This window comes from Streptococcus sanguinis (assembly GCF_900635155.1).
GTDB lineage: Bacteria > Bacillota > Bacilli > Lactobacillales > Streptococcaceae > Streptococcus > Streptococcus sanguinis_G.
Map to the genome: position 1 here is coordinate 1700282 of NZ_LR134002.1, position 23960 is coordinate 1724241.

General features: G+C 43.2%; 25 protein-coding genes and 2 pseudogenes. 9 read left to right on the top strand and 18 right to left on the bottom strand.

What is annotated here, in order from left to right:
• Positions 1-54: 54 nt before the first annotated feature.
• On the top strand, positions 55-357 hold the full coding sequence (locus ELZ47_RS08440; protein WP_002919443.1) for a DUF1827 family protein: 303 nt from the start codon (positions 55-57) through the stop codon (positions 355-357).
• A 24-nt stretch (positions 358-381) separates the two neighbouring features.
• Here the strand turns inward: ELZ47_RS08440 and ELZ47_RS08445 are convergent, their stop codons facing one another.
• Positions 382-816: a GNAT family N-acetyltransferase gene (locus ELZ47_RS08445; protein WP_125330601.1), complete on the bottom strand. Its 435-nt coding sequence runs from the start codon at positions 814-816 to the stop codon at positions 382-384.
• Positions 817-838: 22 nt separating this feature from the next.
• Between ELZ47_RS08445 and ELZ47_RS08450 the strand changes: the two genes are divergently transcribed.
• Positions 839-1294 carry a MarR family winged helix-turn-helix transcriptional regulator gene (locus ELZ47_RS08450; RefSeq protein ID WP_125330602.1) on the top strand — a complete coding sequence of 152 codons (456 nt, stop codon included), beginning with the start codon at positions 839-841 and terminating at the stop codon, positions 1292-1294.
• Between the two features lie 127 nt (positions 1295-1421).
• Here ELZ47_RS08450 and ileS read toward each other — a convergent pair whose 3' ends face one another.
• The 11 genes from ileS to murD form a co-directional block, all read right to left on the bottom strand.
• Positions 1422-4214, bottom strand: a complete 2793-nt coding sequence (gene ileS, locus ELZ47_RS08455; protein ID WP_125330603.1) for an isoleucine--tRNA ligase — start codon at positions 4212-4214, stop codon at positions 1422-1424.
• Between the two features lie 284 nt (positions 4215-4498).
• The gene (locus ELZ47_RS08460) at positions 4499-5293 is read right to left on the bottom strand and encodes a DivIVA domain-containing protein (RefSeq protein WP_002907042.1); all 795 of its coding nucleotides are present in this window, start codon (positions 5291-5293) and stop codon (positions 4499-4501) included.
• Positions 5294-5302: 9 nt separating this feature from the next.
• Positions 5303-6088: an RNA-binding protein gene (locus ELZ47_RS08465; protein WP_125330604.1), complete on the bottom strand. Its 786-nt coding sequence runs from the start codon at positions 6086-6088 to the stop codon at positions 5303-5305.
• Positions 6085-6360, bottom strand: coding sequence for a YggT family protein (locus ELZ47_RS08470; protein WP_125330605.1), 276 nt, complete (start codon positions 6358-6360; stop codon positions 6085-6087). The genes ELZ47_RS08465 and ELZ47_RS08470 overlap by 4 nt, the downstream gene beginning before the upstream one ends.
• 5 nt (positions 6361-6365) lie before the next feature.
• Positions 6366-6959: a cell division protein SepF gene (locus ELZ47_RS08475; protein WP_125330606.1), complete on the bottom strand. Its 594-nt coding sequence runs from the start codon at positions 6957-6959 to the stop codon at positions 6366-6368.
• Positions 6960-6968: 9 nt separating this feature from the next.
• The gene (locus tag ELZ47_RS08480; RefSeq protein WP_126435803.1) at positions 6969-7640 is read right to left on the bottom strand and encodes a YggS family pyridoxal phosphate-dependent enzyme; all 672 of its coding nucleotides are present in this window, start codon (positions 7638-7640) and stop codon (positions 6969-6971) included.
• Between the two features lie 8 nt (positions 7641-7648).
• The gene (gene ftsZ / locus ELZ47_RS08485; protein ID WP_126435804.1) at positions 7649-8926 is read right to left on the bottom strand and encodes a cell division protein FtsZ; all 1278 of its coding nucleotides are present in this window, start codon (positions 8924-8926) and stop codon (positions 7649-7651) included.
• 16 nt (positions 8927-8942) lie between these two features.
• A complete protein-coding gene (ftsA, locus tag ELZ47_RS08490; RefSeq protein ID WP_126435805.1) occupies positions 8943-10301 on the bottom strand; it encodes a cell division protein FtsA in 1359 nt (452 codons plus the stop codon).
• Positions 10302-10422: 121 nt separating this feature from the next.
• A complete protein-coding gene (locus ELZ47_RS08495; protein WP_126435806.1) occupies positions 10423-11634 on the bottom strand; it encodes a cell division protein FtsQ/DivIB in 1212 nt (403 codons plus the stop codon).
• On the bottom strand, positions 11631-12701 hold the full coding sequence (locus ELZ47_RS08500) for a UDP-N-acetylglucosamine--N-acetylmuramyl-(pentapeptide) pyrophosphoryl-undecaprenol N-acetylglucosamine transferase (RefSeq protein ID WP_126435807.1): 1071 nt from the start codon (positions 12699-12701) through the stop codon (positions 11631-11633). The genes ELZ47_RS08495 and ELZ47_RS08500 overlap by 4 nt, the downstream gene beginning before the upstream one ends.
• A 1-nt stretch (position 12702) precedes the next feature.
• Entirely contained in the window at positions 12703-14055 is a 1353-nt protein-coding gene (gene murD / locus ELZ47_RS08505) for a UDP-N-acetylmuramoyl-L-alanine--D-glutamate ligase (RefSeq protein WP_126435808.1), read from the bottom strand.
• Positions 14056-14300: 245 nt separating this feature from the next.
• Between murD and ELZ47_RS12000 the strand changes: the two genes are divergently transcribed.
• The 6 genes and pseudogenes from ELZ47_RS12000 to ELZ47_RS08535 all read left to right on the top strand — a co-directional run bounded on the left by ELZ47_RS12000 (position 14301) and on the right by ELZ47_RS08535 (position 19505).
• Positions 14301-14882 (top strand): TetR/AcrR family transcriptional regulator, encoded by a 582-nt coding sequence (locus ELZ47_RS12000; RefSeq protein ID WP_232011355.1) that lies wholly within the window; start codon positions 14301-14303, stop codon positions 14880-14882.
• A 4-nt stretch (positions 14883-14886) separates the two neighbouring features.
• A pseudogene (locus tag ELZ47_RS08515) lies at positions 14887-15108 on the top strand (transposase); the annotation flags it as partial.
• 76 nt (positions 15109-15184) lie between these two features.
• The gene (locus ELZ47_RS08520) at positions 15185-16084 is read left to right on the top strand and encodes a CPBP family intramembrane glutamic endopeptidase (RefSeq protein WP_002929682.1); all 900 of its coding nucleotides are present in this window, start codon (positions 15185-15187) and stop codon (positions 16082-16084) included.
• Positions 16085-16336: 252 nt separating this feature from the next.
• Positions 16337-16638 (top strand): annotated as a pseudogene (locus ELZ47_RS08525) (serine hydrolase); the annotation flags it as partial.
• Between the two features lie 201 nt (positions 16639-16839).
• Positions 16840-18639 carry a serine hydrolase domain-containing protein gene (locus ELZ47_RS08530; RefSeq protein WP_126435809.1) on the top strand — a complete coding sequence of 600 codons (1800 nt, stop codon included), beginning with the start codon at positions 16840-16842 and terminating at the stop codon, positions 18637-18639.
• A gap of 14 nt (positions 18640-18653) precedes the next feature.
• Positions 18654-19505, top strand: coding sequence for an alpha/beta fold hydrolase (locus ELZ47_RS08535; RefSeq protein ID WP_126435810.1), 852 nt, complete (start codon positions 18654-18656; stop codon positions 19503-19505).
• 27 nt (positions 19506-19532) lie between these two features.
• Here the strand turns inward: ELZ47_RS08535 and ELZ47_RS08540 are convergent, their stop codons facing one another.
• The 3 genes from ELZ47_RS08540 to typA form a co-directional block, all read right to left on the bottom strand.
• On the bottom strand, positions 19533-19793 hold the full coding sequence (locus tag ELZ47_RS08540; RefSeq protein WP_002929676.1) for a DUF3165 family protein: 261 nt from the start codon (positions 19791-19793) through the stop codon (positions 19533-19535).
• A 76-nt stretch (positions 19794-19869) separates the two neighbouring features.
• Positions 19870-20139 (bottom strand): DUF3165 family protein, encoded by a 270-nt coding sequence (locus tag ELZ47_RS08545; RefSeq protein WP_002929675.1) that lies wholly within the window; start codon positions 20137-20139, stop codon positions 19870-19872.
• A 23-nt stretch (positions 20140-20162) separates the two neighbouring features.
• Positions 20163-22010: a translational GTPase TypA gene (gene typA, locus ELZ47_RS08550; RefSeq protein WP_125330614.1), complete on the bottom strand. Its 1848-nt coding sequence runs from the start codon at positions 22008-22010 to the stop codon at positions 20163-20165.
• 179 nt (positions 22011-22189) lie between these two features.
• Between typA and ELZ47_RS08555 the strand changes: the two genes are divergently transcribed.
• A complete protein-coding gene (locus ELZ47_RS08555) occupies positions 22190-22915 on the top strand; it encodes a 16S rRNA pseudouridine(516) synthase (protein WP_125330615.1) in 726 nt (241 codons plus the stop codon).
• A gap of 38 nt (positions 22916-22953) precedes the next feature.
• Here ELZ47_RS08555 and ELZ47_RS08560 read toward each other — a convergent pair whose 3' ends face one another.
• The 3 genes from ELZ47_RS08560 to ELZ47_RS08570 all read right to left on the bottom strand — a co-directional run bounded on the left by ELZ47_RS08560 (position 22954) and on the right by ELZ47_RS08570 (position 23880).
• The gene (locus ELZ47_RS08560) at positions 22954-23190 is read right to left on the bottom strand and encodes a DUF4190 domain-containing protein (protein WP_002898043.1); all 237 of its coding nucleotides are present in this window, start codon (positions 23188-23190) and stop codon (positions 22954-22956) included.
• Between the two features lie 89 nt (positions 23191-23279).
• Positions 23280-23660, bottom strand: a complete 381-nt coding sequence (locus ELZ47_RS08565; protein WP_002917553.1) for a rhodanese-like domain-containing protein — start codon at positions 23658-23660, stop codon at positions 23280-23282.
• A gap of 1 nt (position 23661) precedes the next feature.
• Complete coding sequence (locus tag ELZ47_RS08570) at positions 23662-23880, bottom strand: YqgQ family protein (RefSeq protein WP_002898045.1); 219 nt, start codon at positions 23878-23880, stop codon at positions 23662-23664.
• Positions 23881-23960: the final 80 nt, after the last annotated feature.

A 23960-nucleotide genomic window follows, 5' to 3' on the forward strand; every position in this document is an offset into this window, starting at 1 on the left:
AATTTATAGCAAATATGTTATAATAATAGCAGGTATAAAGCAGGAGGAAATCGTATGAAGCTTATTAATACAACAAACAGTCATGCTGACCTTGTCAAAAGCCAATTGGAAAGCACCGATGCGATATTAGTCGAAGTTTATTCTGCTGGGAACAGCGATGTTGTTTTTACACAAGCTCCTCTTCACTATGAAATTTTGATTTCAAACATGCACCGTGCTGTACGCGAACAGGAAATCGAAAAAATTAGAGAATTTTTCTTGAAGAGAAAAATTGATGCAAATGCTATTGATAAAGCTGCTATCCGAACGATTTACGCTAATAATCTAATCGAAATTTCCATTCCTGTTAAACAGTAAAAACTAAGGCCTGGCCTTAGTTTTTTATTGTTTATAGATCATGGTAATGTGAGGTGTCGATTCAAAAATAAAAGGTTGACCAACTGACTTGAAGCCATACTTTTCATAGAGAGCAGCCACCTGCTTCTGAGCCTCTATTTCAATTTCCTTTCCTGGCCATTTTTCAGCACATAATTGCAAGATTTCTCTGATAAGCTGTCCTCCTAAGCCCTGTCCTTGTACAGACCGAGCTGTGACTACTCGACCAAAGACTAAATGCTCTCCCTCTTCAAAGACCCGAGCATAAGCATCAATTTCCCCTTTTTCATTAGCATGGTAAACGTGCACTGCTTCTAGGTCCTTCTCATCCAGTTCATGATAAATGCGCTCCTGCTCCACCACAAAGGTGTCAATGCGCAATTTTAAAATTTGATAAAATTCTATCGGGTTCAACTCAGTTAATTTTTTCCTAGACCACATACTTGTTTCCTCTATCTTTTTAATGTATAATAAATGCAAATGCAACTATCAAGGAGTTCCTATGGATTACCGTCAACTTTTCCGGCAAATGGGATTTATTTCCAGACAGGCCATGATGAAAATGAATCAGAAAGCCAGTAACTATGGCCTAGACAATAATTTGTTTCTACTGCTCATTCGCATCGTCGAAAATGAAGGTCTCAGCCAATCACAACTGGCAGAGATGGTGCAGATTGACAAGACTACGCTCAGCCGCTCTTTACGAAAGTTGGAAGATAGGGGCTTGATTATCAAAAAGACCAAAGCTCAAAATAAGAAGTTCAAAGAGCTCTATCCTAGCAGTCAGGCTCTCAAACTCTACGACCAGCTAATTGGCTTTGAAAATACCTATGCCAGTCAAGCCCTCCAGCAACTGACTTCCTCTGAGCTCTTTCAGCTCCAAAACATTCTAGCTAAAATAGACACTACTAAGGTATAACTAGTATAACAAAAAACAGTTGTAAATGCAACTGTTTTTCTAAGCTAGCTCCAAACCAAAACATCCTCAAATCTATCTAAAAAATGGCTTACCACTAAAGGGCAAAGCCATTTTTTATTTTGGAAACTTACTTGCTCTCAAAGCCTTCTGCAACTGCTTCCGAAAAGTTTTCTTCTAAAATTTCTGCACAGTGGTCACAGACAAGAGCTTGATAACTGCGCTCTTTAACTGTTGTATCAATGCGGCGGCAGCGATCACAGACTTGCCCCTGCGCATGCTCTACGACAAAAGCTACATCTTCAAAGACTAGAGCGCCTTCTGGAGCAGGATCATCAGCAATAGTCAACTGAGAAACGATAAGAAGCTGAGCCACATCACTGTTGACTGCCTCAAGCAATGTTTTGATGACTTCATTTGGATAGACAGTCAGGTGCGCTTCCAGCGATTTTCCGATAACCTTCTCATTGCGGGCTTCTTCTAAGGCTTTCTGAGCTTGACTGCGGAAGTCCATAAAGGCAGACCAAGTGTCCAAAATTTCTTCTTGACTTGGGAAAGTCTGAGCTTCAGGCAATTCAGATAACTGAACAAATTCTTCACTTTCATGCTCCAAATAAGACCAGATTTCTTCTGCTGTGTGTGGCAGAATCGGTGTCAACAGCTTGGTAATCTTGACTAAAATGTCATAGAAAACAGTCTGCATTTGACGACGTTCCAATGATTTAGCTGCTTCGATATAGACGACATCTTTGGCAAAGTCCAGATAGAAAGCGGACAAGTCAACGGTCACAAAGTTGACAATGGCTTTATAAATAGTTAGAAACTCAAAGTCTGCGTAAGCCTTGCGAATAGTCTCTACTAATTGATTGAAGCGGATAGTCATGTATTTATCAATAGAACGAAGTTCTTCGTAAGCTACAGCATCCTCAACTGGATTAAAGTCAGAGGTATTGGCAATCAAGAAACGCAAGGTATTCCGAATCTTACGGTAGGTTTCAGAAACTTGGCTCAAGATATCCATAGAGATACGAACGTCGTTGCTAGAGTCTACACTGGTTACCCAGAGACGCAAGATTTCCGCACCAAATTGTTTTTCCACGTCACTTGGAGCAATCGTATTTCCAAGGGATTTAGACATCTTTTCACCCTTGCCATCTAAGGCAAAACCTTGTGACAAGATTTGTTTGTAAGGAGCCACACCATGGTTGGCAACTGATGTGATGAGGGATGAGTTGAACCAACCACGGTATTGGTCTGAACCTTCTAGATAAAGATCAGCCGGGTAAGTCAATTCGGGACGGTTGACCACTACCCCATTCCATGATGAACCTGAGTCAAACCAAACGTCCATGATGTCCGTTTCCTTGGTAAATCCGCCGTTTGGAGAACCTGGATGAGTAAATCCTTCTGGTAAGAGGTCTTTTGCTTCACGCTTCCACCAGACGATAGAGCCGTGCTCCTCAAAAAGCTGAGCCACGTGTTCGATGGTTTCTGCTGTCATGATTGGTGTTCCGTCTTCGGCATAGAAGATTGGAAGCGGAACTCCCCAAGCCCGCTGACGAGAGATAACCCAGTCACCGCGGTCACGAATCATATTGTAGAGACGTACTTTCCCCCATTCAGAATGGAATTTAACCTTGTCAATTTCATCTAAAATTTCTTGACGGAATTTAGAAACAGATGCAAACCACTGTGGTACTGCCCGCCAGATGATTGGCTTCTTAGTACGCCAGTCAAATGGATAAGAGTGAGAAATTTCTTCCTGAGCAAGGAGCAAATCACCAAGCTTTTCAATAACCGTTGGCACAACCTTATCATAGAACTGGCCTTCAAAGTCAGGACCAGCATTTTCCATCATGATACCGCGCTCATTGACTGTCACAGCAACTTCCAGTCCATTGGCTACACCGACATGGTAGTCGTCCTCACCAAAACCAGGCGCTGTATGAACGATACCGGTACCAGAGTCAGTTGTAACGTGGTCACCCAGGATAACAAGTTCATCTACAGCAGTATCCCATGGGTGAACTGTCACGATGTGGTTTAATTCTTGACCACGGTAAGTATCCAAAACTTGAACATCGGCCCAGCTAAATTTCTCAGATAGGCTATTCAACAATTCAGACGCTACAATAAACTTGCGACTTTCACCCGCAGGCTGGACCAAAACATAGTCAATATCTGCTCCAACTGTCAAACCACGGGAAGCTGTAATGGTAAATGGAGTTGTTGTCCATACGACGATGTAAGTATCTGTGTCCAATACTCCTTTACCATCTTTGACGCGGTTAGCATAGTAAAGAGAGGTGGAAACCAAATCATGGTATTCAATTTCCGCTTCAGCCAAAGCTGACTCAGAAGACCAAGACCAGTAAACGGGCTTAGCACCACGGTAGATATAGCCTTTCTTAGCCATTTCACCAAAGACACGGATCTGAGCGGCTTCATAGTCAGATGTCAAGGTTACATAAGGATTTTCCCAATCACCAGAAACTCCCAAACGCTTGAAATCTTCTTTTTGCTTTTCGACTTGGCTAAGCGCATAGTCCCTACACATATTGAGGTAGTCTACCAAGTCTAGCTCTTTGCGCTTAATGCCTTGCTTTGCCAACACCTGCTCAATCGGAAGACCATGCGTATCCCATCCTGGAATGTAAGGTGCATAGTAGCCAGCCATAGACTTTGAGCGAACAATGATATCTTTGGAAATTTTATTCATGGCATGGCCGACGTGAATATTACCGTTAGCATAGGGAGGCCCATCATGCAAGATAAAGTGCGGCTTGCCTTCGTTCAGTTCCTGACGACGCTGATAAAGCTTAGCTTCATCCCATTCCTTCTGCCAGATTGGCTCCTTATTTGGAAGACCGGCCCGCATAGGAAAAGCAGTTTTTCCAAGGTTAAGTGTTTCTTTCAGTTTCATTCTATTCCTCTTTATTTTTAAAAATTACAAATTAAAAACCGCAAACTTCTCCAAAAAGGACGAAAATTCGCGGTACCACCTTTGTTTAGGCAAGACAATAGCATAATGCTCCTCTTGCCCCTCTTTGTCCGTAACGTGGACTGCCGTCTCATCCTACTGATTTCAGACGAAAGTTCTGTAAAATGATAGCCCAAGCAAGATGGACTGCAGATCTCTCACCATCATCTGCTCGCTGAAAGTATTTTGCTTGGTCTGTGTTTTTACAATCTTAGTTTCTTTAAAAATTATAAAATATTTACTGGAACTTTTTGTTCCCCATTTGTATCATCATCGTGATGGTCAGCTTCTGAGTTTTCCTCAGCTGCATGAGCTTCTATATCTTCATCGCTAAGCGGAGAAAAAGCTTGGGTCGCAGCTAATTCACGGTTAGCAGCTTCAATGCGCTCTTGCAACTCAGCCATTTCTTCTGGAGAAAATTGACGAGTCACATCCACTTCTTCCTCACGAACAACTGCTTCTTCGCCAAGAACCTCAGATACAACTTCCTTGAAAGCTTCATCGCTGGTCTGCAGATAAGTAGCTGTCGGACGCAGGATTTCTTCCCACTCAGAAGAATCCACAATGCTGAGCTGGCTCTCAATGGTTGATTTCAAACGTTGATGGAAGACACGTGTTTTGTTTTTCAGTTCTTCTGTTTCAATGGCTACTTTCTTAGCATTATCAGCTGCCTGACGTAAAATCTCATCAGCCTTGTACTTAGCTCCATCCAACAAGTGCTGCGCATCCTGCTCTGCCTGACGGACAATATTCGTAGAACGTTCGTTGGCAGCAACCTTAACACGCTCAGCCGTATCCTGAGCAATCAAAACAGACTGGCTGAGAGAGTCTTTCATCTCATCAAAATATGTCAGACGTTCTTCCAGATTGCGAATTTTTGCTTCTTTTTCGTGGTTTTCGCGAACCAAGTCCTCATAATCGCGGACAACGATGTCAAGGAATTCATCTACCTCTTCAACATCATAGCCTCTAAACTTGGTTCCAAAGGATTTATCTTTAATTTCTAATGCTGTAAGTGTCATAGTTCCTCCTCATTTACTAGCTAATAATTCAACGGTTAACTTATGTTTTCCATTCTTGGAAAGGCCATTTTCTCTTAAAACCTTAAATCTTCCAAATCGTCTAACGCTAATCAAGTCTTCAAGCCCAACTTGCTGGCTGGGATTGTCATTAACAGCGTAGTTCATTTTCACATGCTTGCCAGAAATTAGCTGTGCAGCCTGACTCCTTGATAACTTAAAGGTACTAGCTACCAACTTGTCCAAGCGAAGGCTAGATGCTAAAATTTCTCTGGTGACAGACTGCTTCTGCTCTTTCAACTGCTCTGCAAAGGATACTTCCTTTAATTTGACAGGCATCTTTGCAACTTTGGTGACATGATCTATAAAATACTGGGCCAGTCTTTTATCTACAAAGAGCTGAGCACGGTCTCCAACTACAAGAATATCGCCAAAGGTCCGTCTTTCAATCCCTAAATGATTGAGCAAGGTTCCCATAATCTGCGAATGACTGATTTTATAAAATTTGCTTGCATAGGAAATTTCCAGCAAGCTCAATTCAAAATCATCCATATTCAGTTGGTAATAAGAAGGCGCCACAAGAACTCTTGCCAGTTCACTTGGAAAATAATCCGAACTAGCAAAGACTTGCACATCATATTGCTTGCCAATATTCTTCAGGATTGAGACCTGATGGGGATTCAGAAAAGGCGTTGTTTCAAACGCATAGGTATCTTGAACCCGCTGAAGCAGCTCCAGACTCCTATCAATAAACTCTCGATCCTCATGCGAAAAGTGTTGATATAAATCTTTCATCATAATAACATTAGTAAGACGCCTATTAAATAAAAGACCACACGATTTAAAAGGTTTAAAGCCAGAATTGCAACCCAAACGGTAAAATCCAGCCCTGCAAACTGCAAGGGAAGACGGCGGAAAAGTTTTAAATACGGTTCTACAATGAGTGTTAGAAACTCTCCGAATTTGGTTTGATAGGCTCCTGGAAACCAAGATAGAAGTGCATAGACAATCAAGGCAATGCTATAAAGATCGAAAAGATTAGAGATGGCACGAATTACAAAATATAACATATCTCTTATCTACTGCGCTTCATATCAAAGTCAAATTCGCTGATTTCAACATCGTTTGGTAGGCGGATGTCTTCCACATTTACCACTACATTAATCGGAGTCAGCAAATACATAGTGCTTGCAACTTTTTTCAAATTTCCAGCCAAGACATAACGGGCCCCGTCTAGGTAGTCTAAACAGCGACGAGCCTGTACCTCAGTCATATACTGGAAGTCAATCAGGATGCTTTCATTGGCCAAAAGCAGGTCAACAATTTCAGTCGCTTCCTCATATCTCCTCGGATAACGAACATCAATCGTAATCTTCTCATCCGCATTTGCACGGTGCTGAGCCAATTCCTGCTGACGTGCATGCAGTCTGGTAATATTCTCTGTCGAAGATTTCTGTTGGGGCTGAGGTTTAGGCTGTGGCTTGGCCGCAGCAGCCGGACGAGGAGCTGGCTTGCTCTCTCTGACTGGCTTAGGCTGAACCAACTCAGGCTTCTGCTTAACAGGCGCAGGTGCTGCTGGTCTACTAACCATCTGCTCCTGAAGCTCAGTCTCATCTCCATCTTCTGTAAAATAATCTATAAATTTATCAAATCTATCTTTTAATGACATATTTCTTTCCTATTTAAAAAATGCTGTACCAATTCTGACATAGGTTGAGCCATGGGCAATTGCTTCTGGATAATCACGGCTCATTCCCATGCTTAACTCAGAAAAGGGCATATTATTTAACTGTTTCTTTTTTAGTTCTTTTTGTAGTTGCTGAGCCTTTTCAAAAATTTGATTCAGCTCCTCATGACTAGCTTCAAACGGAGCCATTGTCATCAATCCCACAATTTGAATGTTTTCTAATTTTTCAAGCTCAGGCAGGACAAGCCCTAGATCTTCAACCAAAAAGCCATGCTTGCTCTCTTCTTTAGAAATATTCACCTGCAGGAAACATTTAATCACATGTTGGGCTCGTTTGTCAATCTCCTTGGCCAATTTTACAGAATCTAAAGCATGAAAATAATCAACATAGTTAATCACATCCTTGACTTTTCTCCTCTGCAAACTGCCGATCAGGTGCCAGGTCAGATTCTCATCTTTCAGAGCACGGTATTTTTCTAGAAATTTATCTACCCGATTTTCTCCGATATGCTGAATACCTGTACGGGCAAGCTCCTGAGTTGTTTCGCAGTCAACATATTTGGTAACTGCAATGATATTTACTGAATCTTTCAAACGCTGGGCTTTTTCCGCCGCCTGAGCGACGGACTGAAAGACCAACTCTTTATTATTCTGCAAATTCATGATTTAGATTAACGATTTCTGAAGAATGGAGGTGTTTCCAACTCATCATCATCTTCATTAGTTTCTGCATAGCGCTCTACGCGGGTTGAGGAACTTGGTTCTGCCTGACGAACAATTGCTTCACGGCGAAGATCCCAATCACCAAAGGCTGAACCTTTAGGTGTATCCGTTCTTTGACGGCTTGGAGCAGGAATATCAACTGTTTCGGTCATATCAAAGTTTCGTTCAAACTGTCCTGAGCGAACTTCGCGATTTGGCTCAACTTGCTGCGGACGGCTTGGGCCAGTAGGCTGCTGTGTCTGACGAATACCGCTGACCTTTTCAACCTTGTCCTGACGTACACCGGTAGCCACAACAGTCACGCGGATTTCATCCTTCATGGACTCGTCAATAGCAGTACCGAGCCAGATGTTCACACCATGACCTGCTGCTTGGTTGACAATTTCTGAAGCTTCTTCAGCTTCAATCAAGGTCATATCTAGGCCACCAGTAACGTTGACAATTACGTCCTCTGCACCATCAATGGTTGTTTCCAAAAGAGGTGAGTAAATAGCTTTGCGAGCAGCTTCGATAACGCGTTCTTCACCGCTACCAACACCAATTCCCATCAAAGCATTACCCTTGTCTGCCATAACTGTTTTCACGTCAGCAAAGTCAAGGTTAATCAGTCCTGGGCTGGTAATCAAGTCAGTAATCCCTTGGACACCTTGGCGAAGAACATTATCTGCTTCACTGAGTGCTTCAAGGAGCGGAGTCTTCTTATCTACAATTTCAAGCAAGTTGTTATTTGAGATAATCAAGAGTGTGTCTACATGCTCGCGAAGTTCGTTGATTCCTTCTACTGCAAAAGTTCCACGCTTACTTCCTTCAAAACCAAAAGGACGTGTAACTACAGCAACAGTCAGAGCACCAACATTCTTTGCGATACGAGCGATTACTGGAGCAGCACCTGTCCCAGATCCACCACCCATACCAGCAGTGATGAAGACCATATCTGCTCCTTGCAGAGCTTCAGTCAGGACTTCTTCGCTTTCTTCAGCAGCCTTGCGGCCAACTTCAGGCTGACCTCCGGCACCGAGTCCGCGAGTCAGCTTAGGACCGAGCTGAATAACTGTTTCAGCTTTGGCACTGCTAAGAGCTTGAACATCTGTATTTGCTGCGATGAATTCAACACCAGCAACACCTTCATCAATCATTCGGTTGATGGCATTACCGCCACCTCCACCGACACCAATAACTTTAATTACTGCGCCTTGTGCAGCAGCAGCGTCAAATGAAAATGTCATATTCTCTGTATTCTCCTTAATCAAACATTTTGCCAATTAGGTTGCGCATCCGATCTGTAATACCGGTTTTTGGTTCTTGGTTTGGCACATCAGCACTGGCAACTGGAACTTCTTGGACCGGATCCTCGGGAATCTCATCAGCTGGTTGAGGTTCAAAGCGTGGTACTGACTGAGCAGGACGCTCAAAGGATACAGGTCGATGGCGCAGTTGCTCATCACCATGAACAGCAACCTGAGCCAGCATATCCACATCTGTTAAATTTCCGGCATACTCTGATAGGCTGATAACATGTGCAAAGGCTGGATTGCGAATTCCGATTTGATTTGGCACATAAAGCTTGACATTCACGCCAAACACTTCCTGAGCCAGTTCAACAACTCCTGGAAGAATTGCTGCTCCACCAATAATCACAATACCACCTGGCAACTCAAGAAGATGCCTTCTATCCAAATCGCGTTTGATTTGCTCAAAAATGTGTTGGATACGAGCAGAAATAATCTCAGCCAGATACTTTTCAGTTACTTCAACCGGCTCAATCTCGCCAATCACTTCTACTTGGAAAGACTCTGTACCAGCTTCAGGAACATAAGCAGATCCATAGTTAAACTTGAGACTTTCAGCTAACTTTTGCGAAGTCTTCAAAACCTTTGAGATATCCTTGGTTACGTAGTCGCCGCCTTCTTGGTATATATTCGTATATTGAAGTTCTTGACCTCTAACAGAAGCCACTGTAGTTTGGCCGCCTCCCATATCAATGACAGTTGCCCCAAACTCACGTTCCCCTTCGTTCAAGATTGACTTAGTCATAGCCAATGGGGAGATAATAACGTTCTCAAGCTGAACTCCCGCGCGCTCCACTGTCTTACGAAGGTTATGGAGGATAGTCCGTGGTCCAGTGTAGAGGAGACCACGCATCTCTAAGCGAATCCCCATCATACCGCGTGGGTCACGAATACCTTGGAAACCATCCACTACAAACTCTTCTGGGATGAAAGTAATCACTTCGCGGTCAGGAGTCATACTCTTCGTCAGAGCAGATCTAACAACATTCTCTACATCTGTATCTGTGATTTCCTTAGAATCACTAGTCACAGGAATCATACCCTGAGTAGGCTCAATCTGTAAGAGATTAGCCGGAAGTCCGACATTAACTAAACCAATTGAAATGCCTGCTTTTTCTTCTGCTTGAGAAATAGCTGTCTTAATGGCAGCAGCAGCAGCCTCAATATCAACAATAATTCCATCTTTAACGCCAGCACTTTTCGCGTTGCTGACTCCAATCACATTCATTTCATTGTTGATGTGCTCTGCCACCAACACTTTAATTGAGCTAGTTCCTATATCTAATCCAGTAAAAAAGCCGTCTCTAGCCATTACACCAGTCCTCTCTATCTTCCATGTTTCCGGTCTATACTAATAACGCTAAAAATTAGAGTTACCCAAGCTTTATTATAACATAAAGAAAATGAAAATGTGCAGTTTTTCTACATATAATTTAGCGATTTTCGTTATTTACCGGGTTTTCTGTCGAATTTTGCGACTCTGCAGGTTCTTCTTCCTGACTTTCTGTCACCTGCTCAGCCGCTTGCTCTGTTTGCTGTCCCGTCGGCTCCTCTTCTGTTCTCTGCTTTTCTTCGTCAGAAGAAGACGACTCGTTTTGAGCCCCTTCCACGTAACTGAAAATCCCAGCCTCCATATCTACAACACTAGGTACATCCTCTTCCAACTGCGATTGGATTCCCTTGTAATATGGCAATTTTTTGGCGATATGTGAAATTGGTACCAAGATTTTATTGCCATCATGCATGGTCAGCGTAACCAAGTCCGGTGTCACCTTACTTGGAGTCAGCTGAACTGTCTTAATATTTTTCTTGACCGAAGCCGGTACCTTTTCAATTTGAAGGGCAAATTCCTTAATCAATTTTTTGTCTGAAAACTCTATCGAAATATGGGTTTCTGGCAAAGAATCTGCAGCAGTTGGGTCCGAAATAACCTCTCCATTTGTCAGAATAGGATAGTATTGGCCACCCTCATGCAGATAGGCCAGAACTCCGTACTCCTTGACCTTTACCTGAAAGGTAATGGGAAACTTATAAGCCATCTCCAGGTTGTTAATCCAAGGACTAGAAGCTTTCATATTGCGGATATGATTGCCGCCATTGATAAAGGTTGTTAAAGTATAGTCCTTCTCATCAATCTTACTACTTTTGAGCAGGTCTTCCTGACTGACCATTTGGTTCCCTGAAAATTCGATTGTCTTCATGGTCGCCAGTGGCGTCAAAAAATAAACTGACAGGAGAAAAATCAAGCCACTGCCCAGCAAAACCGGCAGTGCTCGATAAATATGAATCCTCAAGATACGAATCTTAGCAGCTCCTTTTTCTGCCTTTTTCTGAAGTTTCTCCAGTTTTTTGCGCTCTTTCTCGCTCAATTCGGTCTCTAGCTCAGCTTCAGATGAGTCATCTTCCAAATATTCTGTTTCTTCCTCTTCATAAGATGAGTCATCTTCTTCCGTCTCTTCAGCTATTTCTCCGCCTTCAATTGAGTCCTCAGCTTCAGCTTCTTTTGCTTCCTCTTCTTCCAGCTCCTTTTGTTTGCTGGCCTCTTCCTGAGCCTTCTTTTCAAGATATTCTTTGTTTCGTTTCTGCCATTCAGAGAGGGGCTCACTTACCTCTTCCTTTGGCTCGTCGTGGTTTTTCTTGCTCATTTCTTTCCTTTGTCAATATCCGCTTTCAATAAAGCATAAAATTCATCTACAGACTTGATTTCCTGAGAGTTTTGCATAGCTTGATGATAAGAAGCTTGATTAGCCAAAAGGTCATCAAGGGCTGTCTGTAAATTGCTCATATCCAGCTCTTCCTCTGCCAATTGCTTGGCATATCCCTTTTTCACAAAATAATCGGCATTTTCAATCTGATCGCCGCGGCTGGCTTCGCGTCCCAGAGGAACGATAATATGCAGCTTGGCCATGGCCAAGAGCTCAAAGATTGTATTGGACCCGCCGCGGGTCACCACTACATCTGCCAAGTCCATCAAAGGCTGGTAGAGGTCGGTTACATAGGCTCTGCGAAAGAGACGGTCAGACAGAACATCCAAACTCTCATCACCAGTCAGATTGATGATATTATAACGCTCGGTCAGCGCAGCTTGATTTTTGCTGACAAAGTCATTAAAGACCTTAGCACCAGCAGAACCACCGACAAAAAGCAGGGTGGGCAGCTCTTTATCAAAATACTGACGGATTTCTTCCAGTTCCTGCGGTAGGACTGACTCTTGGTTGCCGACCTTGGTCACAGCGCCGACATGCTCAATCTTGGTCAAACTGGAACTTTGCTCAAAGGTCGCATACATCTTGGTCGCACACTTATAGGCGATTTTATTGGCCAAGCCAATAGATAGATCCGACTCATGAACATAGACGGGCACTCCGGATAGTCGGGCTGCAATCACGGGCGGAACAGATACAAAGCCACCCTTTGAAAAGAGAGCCTGCGGACGCACTTTCAGCATAATGCCCAGCGATTGGAAAATGCCCCAGACGACCTTAAAGCCATCCAGCAGATTCTGCCATGAAAAATAGCGACGAAGCTTACCCGTAGCTACCGAATGGAAGGTCACGTCCAGTCCAGACTTTTGGATTTCCTGATACTCAATCCCATGCTTATCACCAATATAGTGGACCTGCCAGCCTTCTTTGATAAATTTCGGAATCAGGAGAAGGTTGAGAGTTACATGCCCAACCGTTCCTCCGCCTGTAAATACAATCTTTTTCATTTTAACCTTTTAATTCTTCAAATGCAGCGAGAAACTCATCGCCACGGACTTCAAAATTACTATACATATCCCAGCTGGCATTGGCAGGACTAAGCAAGACAATGTCTCCTGGCTTCGCTTGATCAAAGGCCTTATGAGCTGCATCTCGGACATCAGTCGCATCCAGATAAGAAACGCCAGCCTGATCAGCCGCTCTCTTTACACGCGGAGCTGATTGTCCTAAGATCACCATTTTCTTGAGCCCTTTAATATCAGGCACCAACTCGTCAAATTCATTGCCACGGTCCAAGCCACCAGCAATCAGAATCACCTTGCTATTGTCAAAACCAGATAGGGCTTTCTGCGTTGCTAATATATTGGTAGACTTGCTGTCATTGTAAAAGGCAACCTCATTTACTTGCCCCACATACTGGAGACGATGCTTAACTCCCCCAAAAGCTGACAAGACTTCTTTGATCGTCTGATTGTCAATACCACGCAGCTTGGCTACTGCAATCGTAGCCAGAGCATTTTCAACATTATGACTGCCAGGAACGCCGATTTCAGCCGCCTGCATAATCGCCTCTCCACGGAAGGTCAAGACATCACCCTCTAAATAGGCACCATCCACCTTTTCAGTCGTTGAAAAAGGCACAACAGTAACCTGAGTCTGGCTAGCCATTTCCTTGGCCCAGTCTTGATTGAAATTCAAAACCAGATAATCATCAGCTGTCATGTTTTTCTGGATATTCCACTTGGCTGCTGCATATTCCTCAACAGAGCCGTGATAATCCAAATGAGTCGGCATGAGGTTGGTGATAACAGCGATTCGCGGATGAAAAGTTTCAATTCCCATCAACTGGAAGGAAGACAGTTCCATGACCAGTGTATCCTTGCTGCTGGCTGTTTGAGCTACTTGACTGGCAGGAAAGCCGATATTACCAGACAAGAGACCATTTTGACCGCCAGCTGTCAAGACTTGCGCAATCATGGTTGTGGTCGTCGTCTTACCATTTGAACCCGTAATACCAATAATCGGTGCTTCAGAAATCAGATAAGCCAACTCGACTTCAGTAATGACTGGAATCTTCTTCTCCAGAGCTCGAACGACCATGTCATTGTCATAAGGAATACCCGGATTTTTCACCATCAGTTCAAAGTCTTCGTCCAGCAACTCCAAAGGATGACCTCCTGTCACCACTTTTATACCTTCTTCTAGCAAGGATTGAGCAGCAGGATTTTCCTCGAAAGTCTTCCCATCGTTAACTGTCACGATAGCTCCTAATTTATCTAAAAGGCGAGCAGCTGACTCACCCGACTTGGCCAATCCTAGGACCAAGACCTTCTTATTGGCAAAATTTGCTATATTTTTCATAAGCAACCTCTTCCATTCATACTTCATTCTATTTTACCTTTTTTTGTGGAAATAAAAAAGGGGCAAGGGCAGAAGATTTGAGAAAAATGATAAGTTTTCATCTTCCTGCAATCTTTTGAAATATATAGTAATAGAAGAAAAATTTTGTCTTTTTTTTGCATTTTTGTTTTTGAAAGTGTTATACTAATCATAGAAAGAAGTTACCAGCGGTAACTAGCAAAAACATCTCGAAAGGAGGAGGAAAATTGGCAGAAAAAAAGCCGCCTTTAAAAGAACTATTATTGCAGGCTGGCTTTGATAGCATTGCTGCTCATGGCTGGCAAGACCTGTCGCTTCGGAAGTTAGCAAGTAGCTGCAAGGTCAGCCATGTGGCTAGCTACCGCCATTTCAAAAACAAGGACGATTTGATGTTCGCTTTGGTTCCAATCATTTCCAAACATTTTGCTGATTTTCTAAAAGAGTCGGAAAAAGAAGACCAAGCGCCCCGAGAGAAAATTCTACAGCTGGCTCTACAGTTTATCAACTACTCTCAAGTCCATGCAAATTTTTTCGATTTTCTATTTCTCAGCAAATACAGCCTAGCTACGCAAAATGATGATACAGGGCAAATGGAGCTGGAAAAAAGAGTCGCCTCTTTTGACTATAATAAGGAGAAAATAGAGGAATTTATCCAGTCACTTGACGGCGACTACGACTTCAATCAGGTTTTCATGCACTTGGGGAGTTTTGTCTTCGGCATCAGTCTTTTAGTCCGGCAGAAAATTTATCCAGCAGACAAGAAAGAGCTGACATCACTCATCCAAACGACACTCGCTTTTTATCAATAGGAGGTTTTCCTACCAGATTTGGCACAGCATTTATTCGACAAACCTCATTGAGTCTCTTAACAAAGAAATCAAACGTCAAACGAAAAAGAAGGTTCTTTTTCCTAACGAGGAGGCTCTGAAACGTTACTTAGTTACTTTGTTTGAAGATTATAATTTCAAGCAAAGTCAACGAATCCATAAAGGGTTTGGCCAATGTTCTGACACACTTGAAAGCTTATTTGATTAAAACTACATAACTCTACTAGAGTGTTTACACAAAATTATTGACAGTATCGAAAATTCTTATTTAGAAAGGAAAACATATGGCACATATTTATCAAGCGACACATCATTCCTCTAGTCTAGAAACTTTGCAAGAAGAAGCAGGGGCGAAAAACTGGTGGCTGAGCATGCCTCTAGCTTTTCTGGCGCTCGGTCTGGGCATGTTGCTCAGCGGGCTCTTGTCTCAATGGCTGATACAACCCTTTATCAATGTTTCTAATCAACTCGTATTAGAAGAAGTGAGCACCCTTCTATTTCATGGTATCAGTGCTCTTCCCCTTCTCCTTGTGGCTAAGTTTTGGGAGCACCGCAGTCTTGCGAGCTTTGGTCTCTGGTGGGAAAAGCTGGGCAAAAATCTCCTGTTTGGAGCAGTTATAGGATTCTTGACGACAACGGCAATTATTGGCGTTAATGCGCTAGCTGGTCAGCTCCATTTTCGACTAGGAAATCAATTTAATCTCGCACTCTGGCCCTATTTGCTCCTTATGATTTTCTTGGAGGCCTTAGCCGAAGAAGTCATTTACCGCGGCTTTGTCCTGAACAAGCTCCGCACCAAAATGGGGCTTGTCCCAGCTATTGCCCTAGGCAATCTCTTCTTTGGTCTCATGCACACATTCAAGGGCGGCGCTCCTTTCTCTTACATCCTGAGCGTGACCTTGTCGGGCGTTCTCTTTTCCCTCCTTTTTGCCCTGACCGATAATCTCTGGCTGGTGGCGGCGACCCATGCTCTTTACAATCTGACCCTTACAAATATCTTTGGCCTTGTTGAGAGCGGTCCGACTTTCCTGCGGACGACCTTAAGTAGCGACAGCAATCCACTTTTAGTTGGAACGGCTGCCATTCCTGTCGTAGGAGGGATCCTGGAGCCAATCACGATGACCTTGATTTGCCTTTTCATCGCTTATCTGGTCAAGAAAAAAGCAGACGCCAAGGCCTTGTAAAAACGTTAGAATGACTGTAAATCCGATAAATTTGACGAATAAATAAAAGAAGGGAGTAACCCTTAACTGAAAAATGACCGTTCTACCTACTCGTTTTCATCTTCATTTTCAAAAAATTTTAGAAATATTTTAGAAATACTTTATAAATATTTGAAGTTTGTCCTTTAAACTGGAAGTGTAACCAAATTAAAAGGAGGACAATGATGAAAAAAATCATTTTTGAAAAGCGCTGTAGCGCTAGTAACTTGTGGCTTGCTCGCTCTAGGAGCGGGTCATGTTCAAGCTGACCAGCAGAAATTGCCGTCGGGCACATCCTACGACCAAATCGGTCAGAAGATTGAGGACTACTACAAGGAGCACGAAAAAAACAGTGCTGGTATGGCGACGACCGTCATTGACAAGGACGGACAGACCATTTACCAAAACAACTTTGGCTATATGGACAAGGAAAATAAGCAAGCGGTGGATGACAACCCGGTCTTCGAGTGGGAGGGTCAACGACCAAAATCACCGTCTGGGTCAGTGTCATGCAGCTCTGGGCAAGATGGCGGATTTGGTTTAAATAGTCATCAAACAGATATAAACCAGCATTGCTATGATAGCAATGCTGGTTTTGTTTAGCACTTCCCCCCCACTTTTTCTACCACTTACCTGCAGAAACTTACCACTTACCGAAAAAGGGTAGATTTGGCGCTGCCCTTTTGTTAGGATAAGGGTGCAAAGGGGAAGGCAGTTTAAATTCTAAGGAGGCAATCATGAAAACATCATTTTTGAAAAGCGCTGTGGCGCTGGTAACATGTGGCTTGGTGGCTTTTGGAGCAGCGCAAGTTCGAGCTGACCAGCAAAAATTGCCGTCGGGCACGCCTTATGACCAAATCGGTCAGAAAATTGAAAATTTCCACAAGGAACACGAAAAAACCAGCGCGGGACTGGCGGCAGCAGTCTTTGATAAGGACGGCCAAACCATTTACCAAAAGAACTTTGGCTATATGGACAAGGAAAAGAAGCTGGCTGTGGACGACAGTTCAGTTTTCGAGTGGGGCTCTGCCACCAAACTGACCGTCTGGCTCAGCGTCATGCAGCTCTGGGAAGAAGGAAAAATTGACCTAAAAACAGATATAAAAGAGTATCTGCCCAAGGATTTCCTGAAACACCTCAAATACGACAAGCCCATTACCATGCTTGACCTCATGAACCACCAAGCGGGTTTTGATGAAACGCCGCTGAGCACAGGAGCAGGCAAGAGCTTGGAAGAATTACTAAAAAGCCAGCCCGCTCAAACTTATGAGCCAGGGACGGTGACATCCTATTCCAATTACAGTACAGCTCTAGCAGGCTACATCGTGGAGCGCATCAGCGGACAGGACTTTGCGGCTTATGTCCACGAGCATATTTTCCAGCCTTTGGGCATGAACCATACCGCTCTCTTACCTGATTTGTCGGACAATACCTATGTCCGAGACAAGCGGCAGGGTGAGAAAACCTATGATACAAACGGAAGTTTATATCTAGATAAATTGCTTCCCGCGGATATTTATCCAGCGGGGCAGGCGACAGGGACTTTTGACGATTTCAAGCGGTTCGCGCAAGCTCTTTTGAGAAAGGAAAAGCTCTTTAAGCGCCCAGAAACCTGGAATGAACTGTATCAGACAACTTCTACATTCTCAGATAAAGCAGTCGCTAAGAATGCCCACGGCTTTTGGGTGACAGAGTATGAGATAGGCTCTATTTTAGGGCACGGCGGTCATTCTTTTGCCGGTTTTTCAACCATGATTTCGCTGGATTTCAAGTCGGGTATCGGCATGGTTACCATGGTAAATCAGAGAGAAGAAGCCACCTTTTCTTTCGGTCTGCCCGATTTAGTCTTTGGCAAGAAAAAGCAAGCCCCTAACCAGTCTCAAAAAGACTTTCAGGAGGGCATGTATCGGACTTCCCGCTCCATTCAGCAAGGCCCGACCTCTATTTCGCGCCTTACTCCTGTTTATACTTTTTATGTGAAAGATGTGATCAAAGACGGTCATCTGCTACTCAGCAACTACTGGCTTTGGCAACATCGCCAAGGACGAACAGAAGTTGAAACAACCTATAATCATTTAGAAAAGCTCTCGCTTTGGGAGGTGGTAAAGGATTATGGTTCTGTCGCTCTGCTGGGTCTCGCAGTTGTTTATGCTGTGCTTGTTCTTTTGTTAGCTGCTTTGGGTAAGGTGTATCGCTTGCTTTTTGGGAAAGAAAGTAAAAGAGCGACTCCAAGAAGTTGGAAAATTTGGCATTATGGCACTTGCGGACTGATTTTGGTTAGCCTAGTCAATCTAGTAGGTCTCGTCATCGTTGCCGTTTCGGGCAAGTACATGCCCGATTATCGCTGGCAAACCATTCTCTTTGCCTTCTTAGCACTGATTTTTCTGGTCAATGCTGCGCTGCCCATCTTCCTGCGCTCAAAATTCCAAGTGAGCAAGGGTCGAAAAATCTTGACCTACTTGACCAGCAGTGCTTCACTTATCGTCGTTCTCAATCTCCTCTACTGGAGCCTATATCAGTGGTGGACGCTCTACTAAAAGAAAGGAAAGTTATGACCCATTCTCAAAAAATCGAAACAATGATTCAAAACGGCTCCGACCAACTCTACACCGTTTGCTATCCCAATCCTGACAAGGAAACGATTATCCTGCTGCACGGTGGACCGGGAACGCCTGATGACTTCAAGCTCTTTATCCCTAAGCTCGAAAAAGATTATCAACTGATTGTCTTTCACCAGCGGGGAACGAGGAAATCGCCCTGTCCGAGTGGCGACTACAGCATGGAGGCCTACATTGCAGACATCAACACAATCGCCGACCACTTCAATGTAGATAAATTTCACCTTTTGGGGCATTCCTGGGGTGGATTGTACGCGCAAATCTACGCCAGCAAAATCCCTGAGCGGCTCCTTAGTCTCTTTCTTTCCTCGCCGGGAACAGGCACGGGCAAGCAGTGGAAACAAATGGAAAAGGAAATGATGAATTACAATAAAAATCACTGCACGACTATCGAATGGCTGAAAATGGGAATCTATTCTCTGCTGGGAGGTCTTGGCAGTTCCAAGGCTTCGCAGGCTCTCTATCGTCAGGTTGCTCGCAATTACAATGCCGACTATCCAGCCTTTCGCGATGTGACGTTTAACTTGAGCAATGTTTCAGTCCGGGCAGGCAATCAGACAAGAAAGGAAATTATGGCCTATCCTCTCTTGCCCCGCCTAGAACATCCTGCTTTTCCTATTACCGTGACTTTCGGTGACAATGATATTTTTGGTGCTAGCATGCACTTTGTCATCAGCCGCTATCCCAGCGCTCAGGTGTTCACCATTAAAAACAGCGGCCACTTCCCATTTCTCCACAATCCAGAAGACTACTTTGCTATCTTGCACCAGCATTTTGGAGCATAAAAAGAACCTATAAAAGCAAGACCGCTTTTATAGGTTTTTCTTTTCTTTTTTCTTGACGGGCATTCTCGCTAAATCCCGCAAGGCAAAATAAGCAAGAAAGGTCACGCCAATGCTGACGAAGATTTCGCTAGGCAGCTGGAAAATTCGGAAAGCTGCTAGAGTTAAGAGGATGAGCAAGACAACCAAGATAAGCACCAGCGTCACTACATTGAGTGTTCCGCGAATGCTAGGCGGAGCAGCAAAAATGTAAAATAAGAGAATGAGAATTCCCACAATCAAATAAAACATAAACCTATTGTTTTTGTAAAAAAAAAGAGCAAAAACTCAAAACGTCTATCCGACTTCCTAAGTTCTTGCTCATTTATTATTCTTCATCAAAATTCTTTTTTGATTTCTTAGGCGGCTTGAGACGATTAATATCCCGCAAAGCCAAGACGGTCACTACGGATAGGCCAAATCCTACAAAATATTCAGCTGGCAATTGGAAAATCTGAAAAATGCCTAAGCCGAATAAGATAATCAAGGCCACAATCAGTAAAACCATGGTCACAGCATTAACAGTGCCTTTAATACTAGATGGAACAGCAAAAATGTAGAAAAAGAGGATTAAAATCCCAATGATAAGATAAACCATATTGCTGCTCCTTTCCTTTTTAATTATTCAGCTGCAGCTGATTTTTTCTTTTTATTGGCTTTTTCGCGTTCTTGTTTATTTAAAATTTGCTTGCGCAGACGAATAGATTCTGGCGTTACTTCCATGTATTCGTCGTCATTCAAGAATTCCAAGGATTCTTCTAAGGTCAAAATGCGCGGTGTCTTGATGACTGCTGTCTGGTCCTTCGTAGCAGAACGAACGTTGGTCATTTGCTTAGCTTTGGTGATATTAACAGTCAAGTCATTTTCACGAGAGTTTTCACCAATAATCATTCCTTCGTAAACCTCAGTACCTGGGTTGACAAAGATGGTTCCGCGCTCTTCAATAGACATGATAGAGTAGGTCGTTGCCTTACCAGCATCGATAGATACCAAGGCACCGCGGTGGCGGCCACCAATTTCACCTGGAATAAGTGGTAGGTATTGATCAAAGGTATGGTTCATGATACCGTAACCACGAGTCATGGATAAGAACTCAGTTGAGTAACCAATCAAACCACGGGCAGGAACCAAGAAGACCAAGCGAGTCTGACCATTTCCTGTAGCCACCATATCCAGCATTTCACCCTTGCGCTCAGAAAGGCTTTGGATGACCGAGCCTTGATATTCTTCAGGTGTGTCGATTTGGACGCGCTCAAATGGCTCACATTTAACACCGTCGATTTCTTTCACGATAACTTCTGGACGAGATACTTGCAGCTCATACCCTTCACGACGCATGGTTTCAATCAGAATTGACAAGTGCAATTCACCACGACCTGAAACAATCCACTTGTCTGGTGAATCAGTTGGTTCAACACGCAGAGATACATCTGTTTGCAGTTCAGCCTGCAGCCGTTCTTCAACCTTACGAGAAGTTACCCATTTTCCTTCGCGACCGGCGAAAGGTGAGTTATTGACCAAGAAGGTCATCTGCAGAGTCGGCTCATCAATATGCAGAATTGGTAGAGCTTCTACCGCATCGGTCGGAGTAATAGTTTCTCCGACAAAGATATCTTCCATACCTGAAACAGCAATCAAGTCACCCGCTTTGGCTTCGTTGATTTCACGACGCTCCAAACCAAAGAAACCAAAGAGCTTGGTCACACGGAAGTTCTTGGTAGTGCCGTCTAGTTTAGAAAGGGTTACTTGGTCACCAACCTTAACAGTACCACGGAAGACACGGCCGATACCAATACGGCCGACGAAGTCATTGTAGTCCAAGAGTGACACTTGGAATTGGAAAGGTTCGTCAGAATTATCCACTGGTGCTGGGATATGGTCAATGATGGTATCAAAAATCGGTGCCATGGTGTGCTCTTGATCAGCTGGATCGTCAGACATAGATGAGGTTCCATTGATAGCGGAAGCATAAACCACTGGGAAGTCCAGCTGGTCATCATCCGCTCCAAGCTCAATAAAGAGTTCCAATACTTCATCCACTACTTCTGATGGACGAGCAGACGGCTTATCGATTTTGTTCACAACTACGATAGGAACAAGGTCTTGCTCCAAGGCTTTTTTCAATACAAAGCGGGTCTGAGGCATAGTTCCTTCGTAGGCGTCCACAACCAGAACAACCCCGTCTACCATCTTCATAATCCGCTCTACTTCACCACCGAAGTCCGCGTGCCCTGGTGTATCCATGATATTGATACGAGTACCTTCGTAAGCCACGGCTGTATTTTTAGCCAAGATGGTAATACCGCGCTCCTTTTCAATATCGTTTGAGTCCATTGCCCGCTCTTGCAGCTCTTTACGCTCATCTAGTGTATGAGATTGTTTCAGCAACTCATCAACTAAGGTTGTTTTCCCGTGGTCAACGTGAGCGATAATGGCGATATTGCGAATATCTTCTCTTAATTTTGTCATGATTTCCTCTGAATTTTTAAATTTTATTTCTAACTGAACAATTATACCACAGACGCAGGCAAAAAACACAGCTTTGATAAGTGTAAATGTTTTCATTAAAAAATATGGGAGCGCCATGAGGATTTGCATTTCTCATCCTGAAAATTTATGATATGATTTAGAAAAAAGAAGGAAAACAGATGCGCCTCGACCAAATGCTGGCTGCCAATCATATCAGCCGAAAAAAGATGAAACAAAGCCTTTTACAAAAACAGATTTTTGTGGATGGTAAGCCCGCCTGCAAACTCAGCCAAAACGTTGATACCGGCCTGCAGCAGATTACTTTTCAAGGAAAGCAGGTCAGCGGCCCTGCCCACCGTTACTACATGCTGAATAAACCAGCCGGCGTAGTCACAGCTAATCGCGATGCTGAAAAATTGACTGTTCTGGATTTGCTGGATAAGGTAGTAGAGAAAGGAAATCTTTACTCTATCGGACGGCTGGATAGAGATACCGAAGGGCTTCTTCTAATTACCGACAATGGTCCTTTGGGATTTCAGCTGCTGCACCCTCAATATCATGTCGAAAAAACTTACTATGTAGAAGTCAATGAACCTTTAACCTCGCAGGAAAAAATTGCCTTTCAAGAAGGCATTCGCTTTTTAGACGGCACCACCTGCCAACCTGCCCAACTCTCTATCCTCTCTAGCAGCTCTAATCTGAGCTGTGCTACCGTCAAGATTTCCGAGGGAAAATTCCACCAGATCAAAAAGATGTTTCTGGCAGTTGGTGTCAAGGTCGTTTATCTCAAGCGGATTCAGTTTGGGGATTTTACATTAGACCCAGACCTAGCAACAGGAGATTACCGTCCTTTAAACCAAGAAGAATTAGGTATTATTAAAAAATATTTAGAGAAAAGTTGGTAAAACAAAAAAAGCTTTAAAAAATAAAGCTTTTTTTGTTACTATCCTACTCCATTCATAAGTACCATGACATTTAGAATCCAAACAATTACGGAAATTACAATCCCTACGATACCCAGAATTTTTTCTGTTTTATAGTCTAATTTAGACTCTTTTTGATGTGAATTAGCTAACACCAAACCAATGATACCTAAAATAAGACCTGCCAATGGAATGAAAAAACCAAAGATGATAGATAGGATACCTAAAACGAGTGAGGATTTTTTCTTTTCTTGCATGTTCTAAAAACTCCTTAAAATTAATATTAATTTATTGTAACATAAGAAACTGACTTTGTATATATAATGCGATAAATTTTTGATTTATGTTAACTAGTCTTCACCTTGCCATTCCAAGAATCCAACCCATAAGAAAGAATATAGATTTCTTTAAATCCTTGTTTTTTCAGATACAGAGCCGCATTGGTTACGCGCTGCCCACGACTATTTTCATAGAGGAGAACAGCCTTGTCCTTGCGAAGTGCACCAACACTATCCTTGAGCTGCTGAGATGGAATATTGCGAGCACCTAAGATATGCTTCCGGTGAAAATCAGATGGATCCCGCAGATCAACCAACTGCCCTTGGCGAATCAAGTCTTCAAATTCCCCGTTATCCAAGATTTTTGCTGCCTGACGAAGGCGCAGATAATTAAAGCCCATCCAGCCAAGTATTCCCAAAAGCACCGCCCACAAAATCCAAATTGTCATCTCAAGTCTCCTTTTTCTTTTCTAAATATTCTAACTCTAAGCGATGTTCTCGGCGCAAGACAGCCTCTGCCTCAAAATAAGCTAGCTTATCCATTAGACCGGCATCGTAAATTCTCTTCAGCTCGATTTTCATCATTTCAATATCATAAAGACGTTTGCCCATATAGATAATGATTCCGAAACTTTTAAGAAATTGCTGAACATCATACAGGGTTTTCATGAGCTATATTTTATCAGATTTTCCAACGCTTTTCAAGATGAAAAAAGCAGAAAGGAAAGCCTATTTCCTTTCTGCTTGGC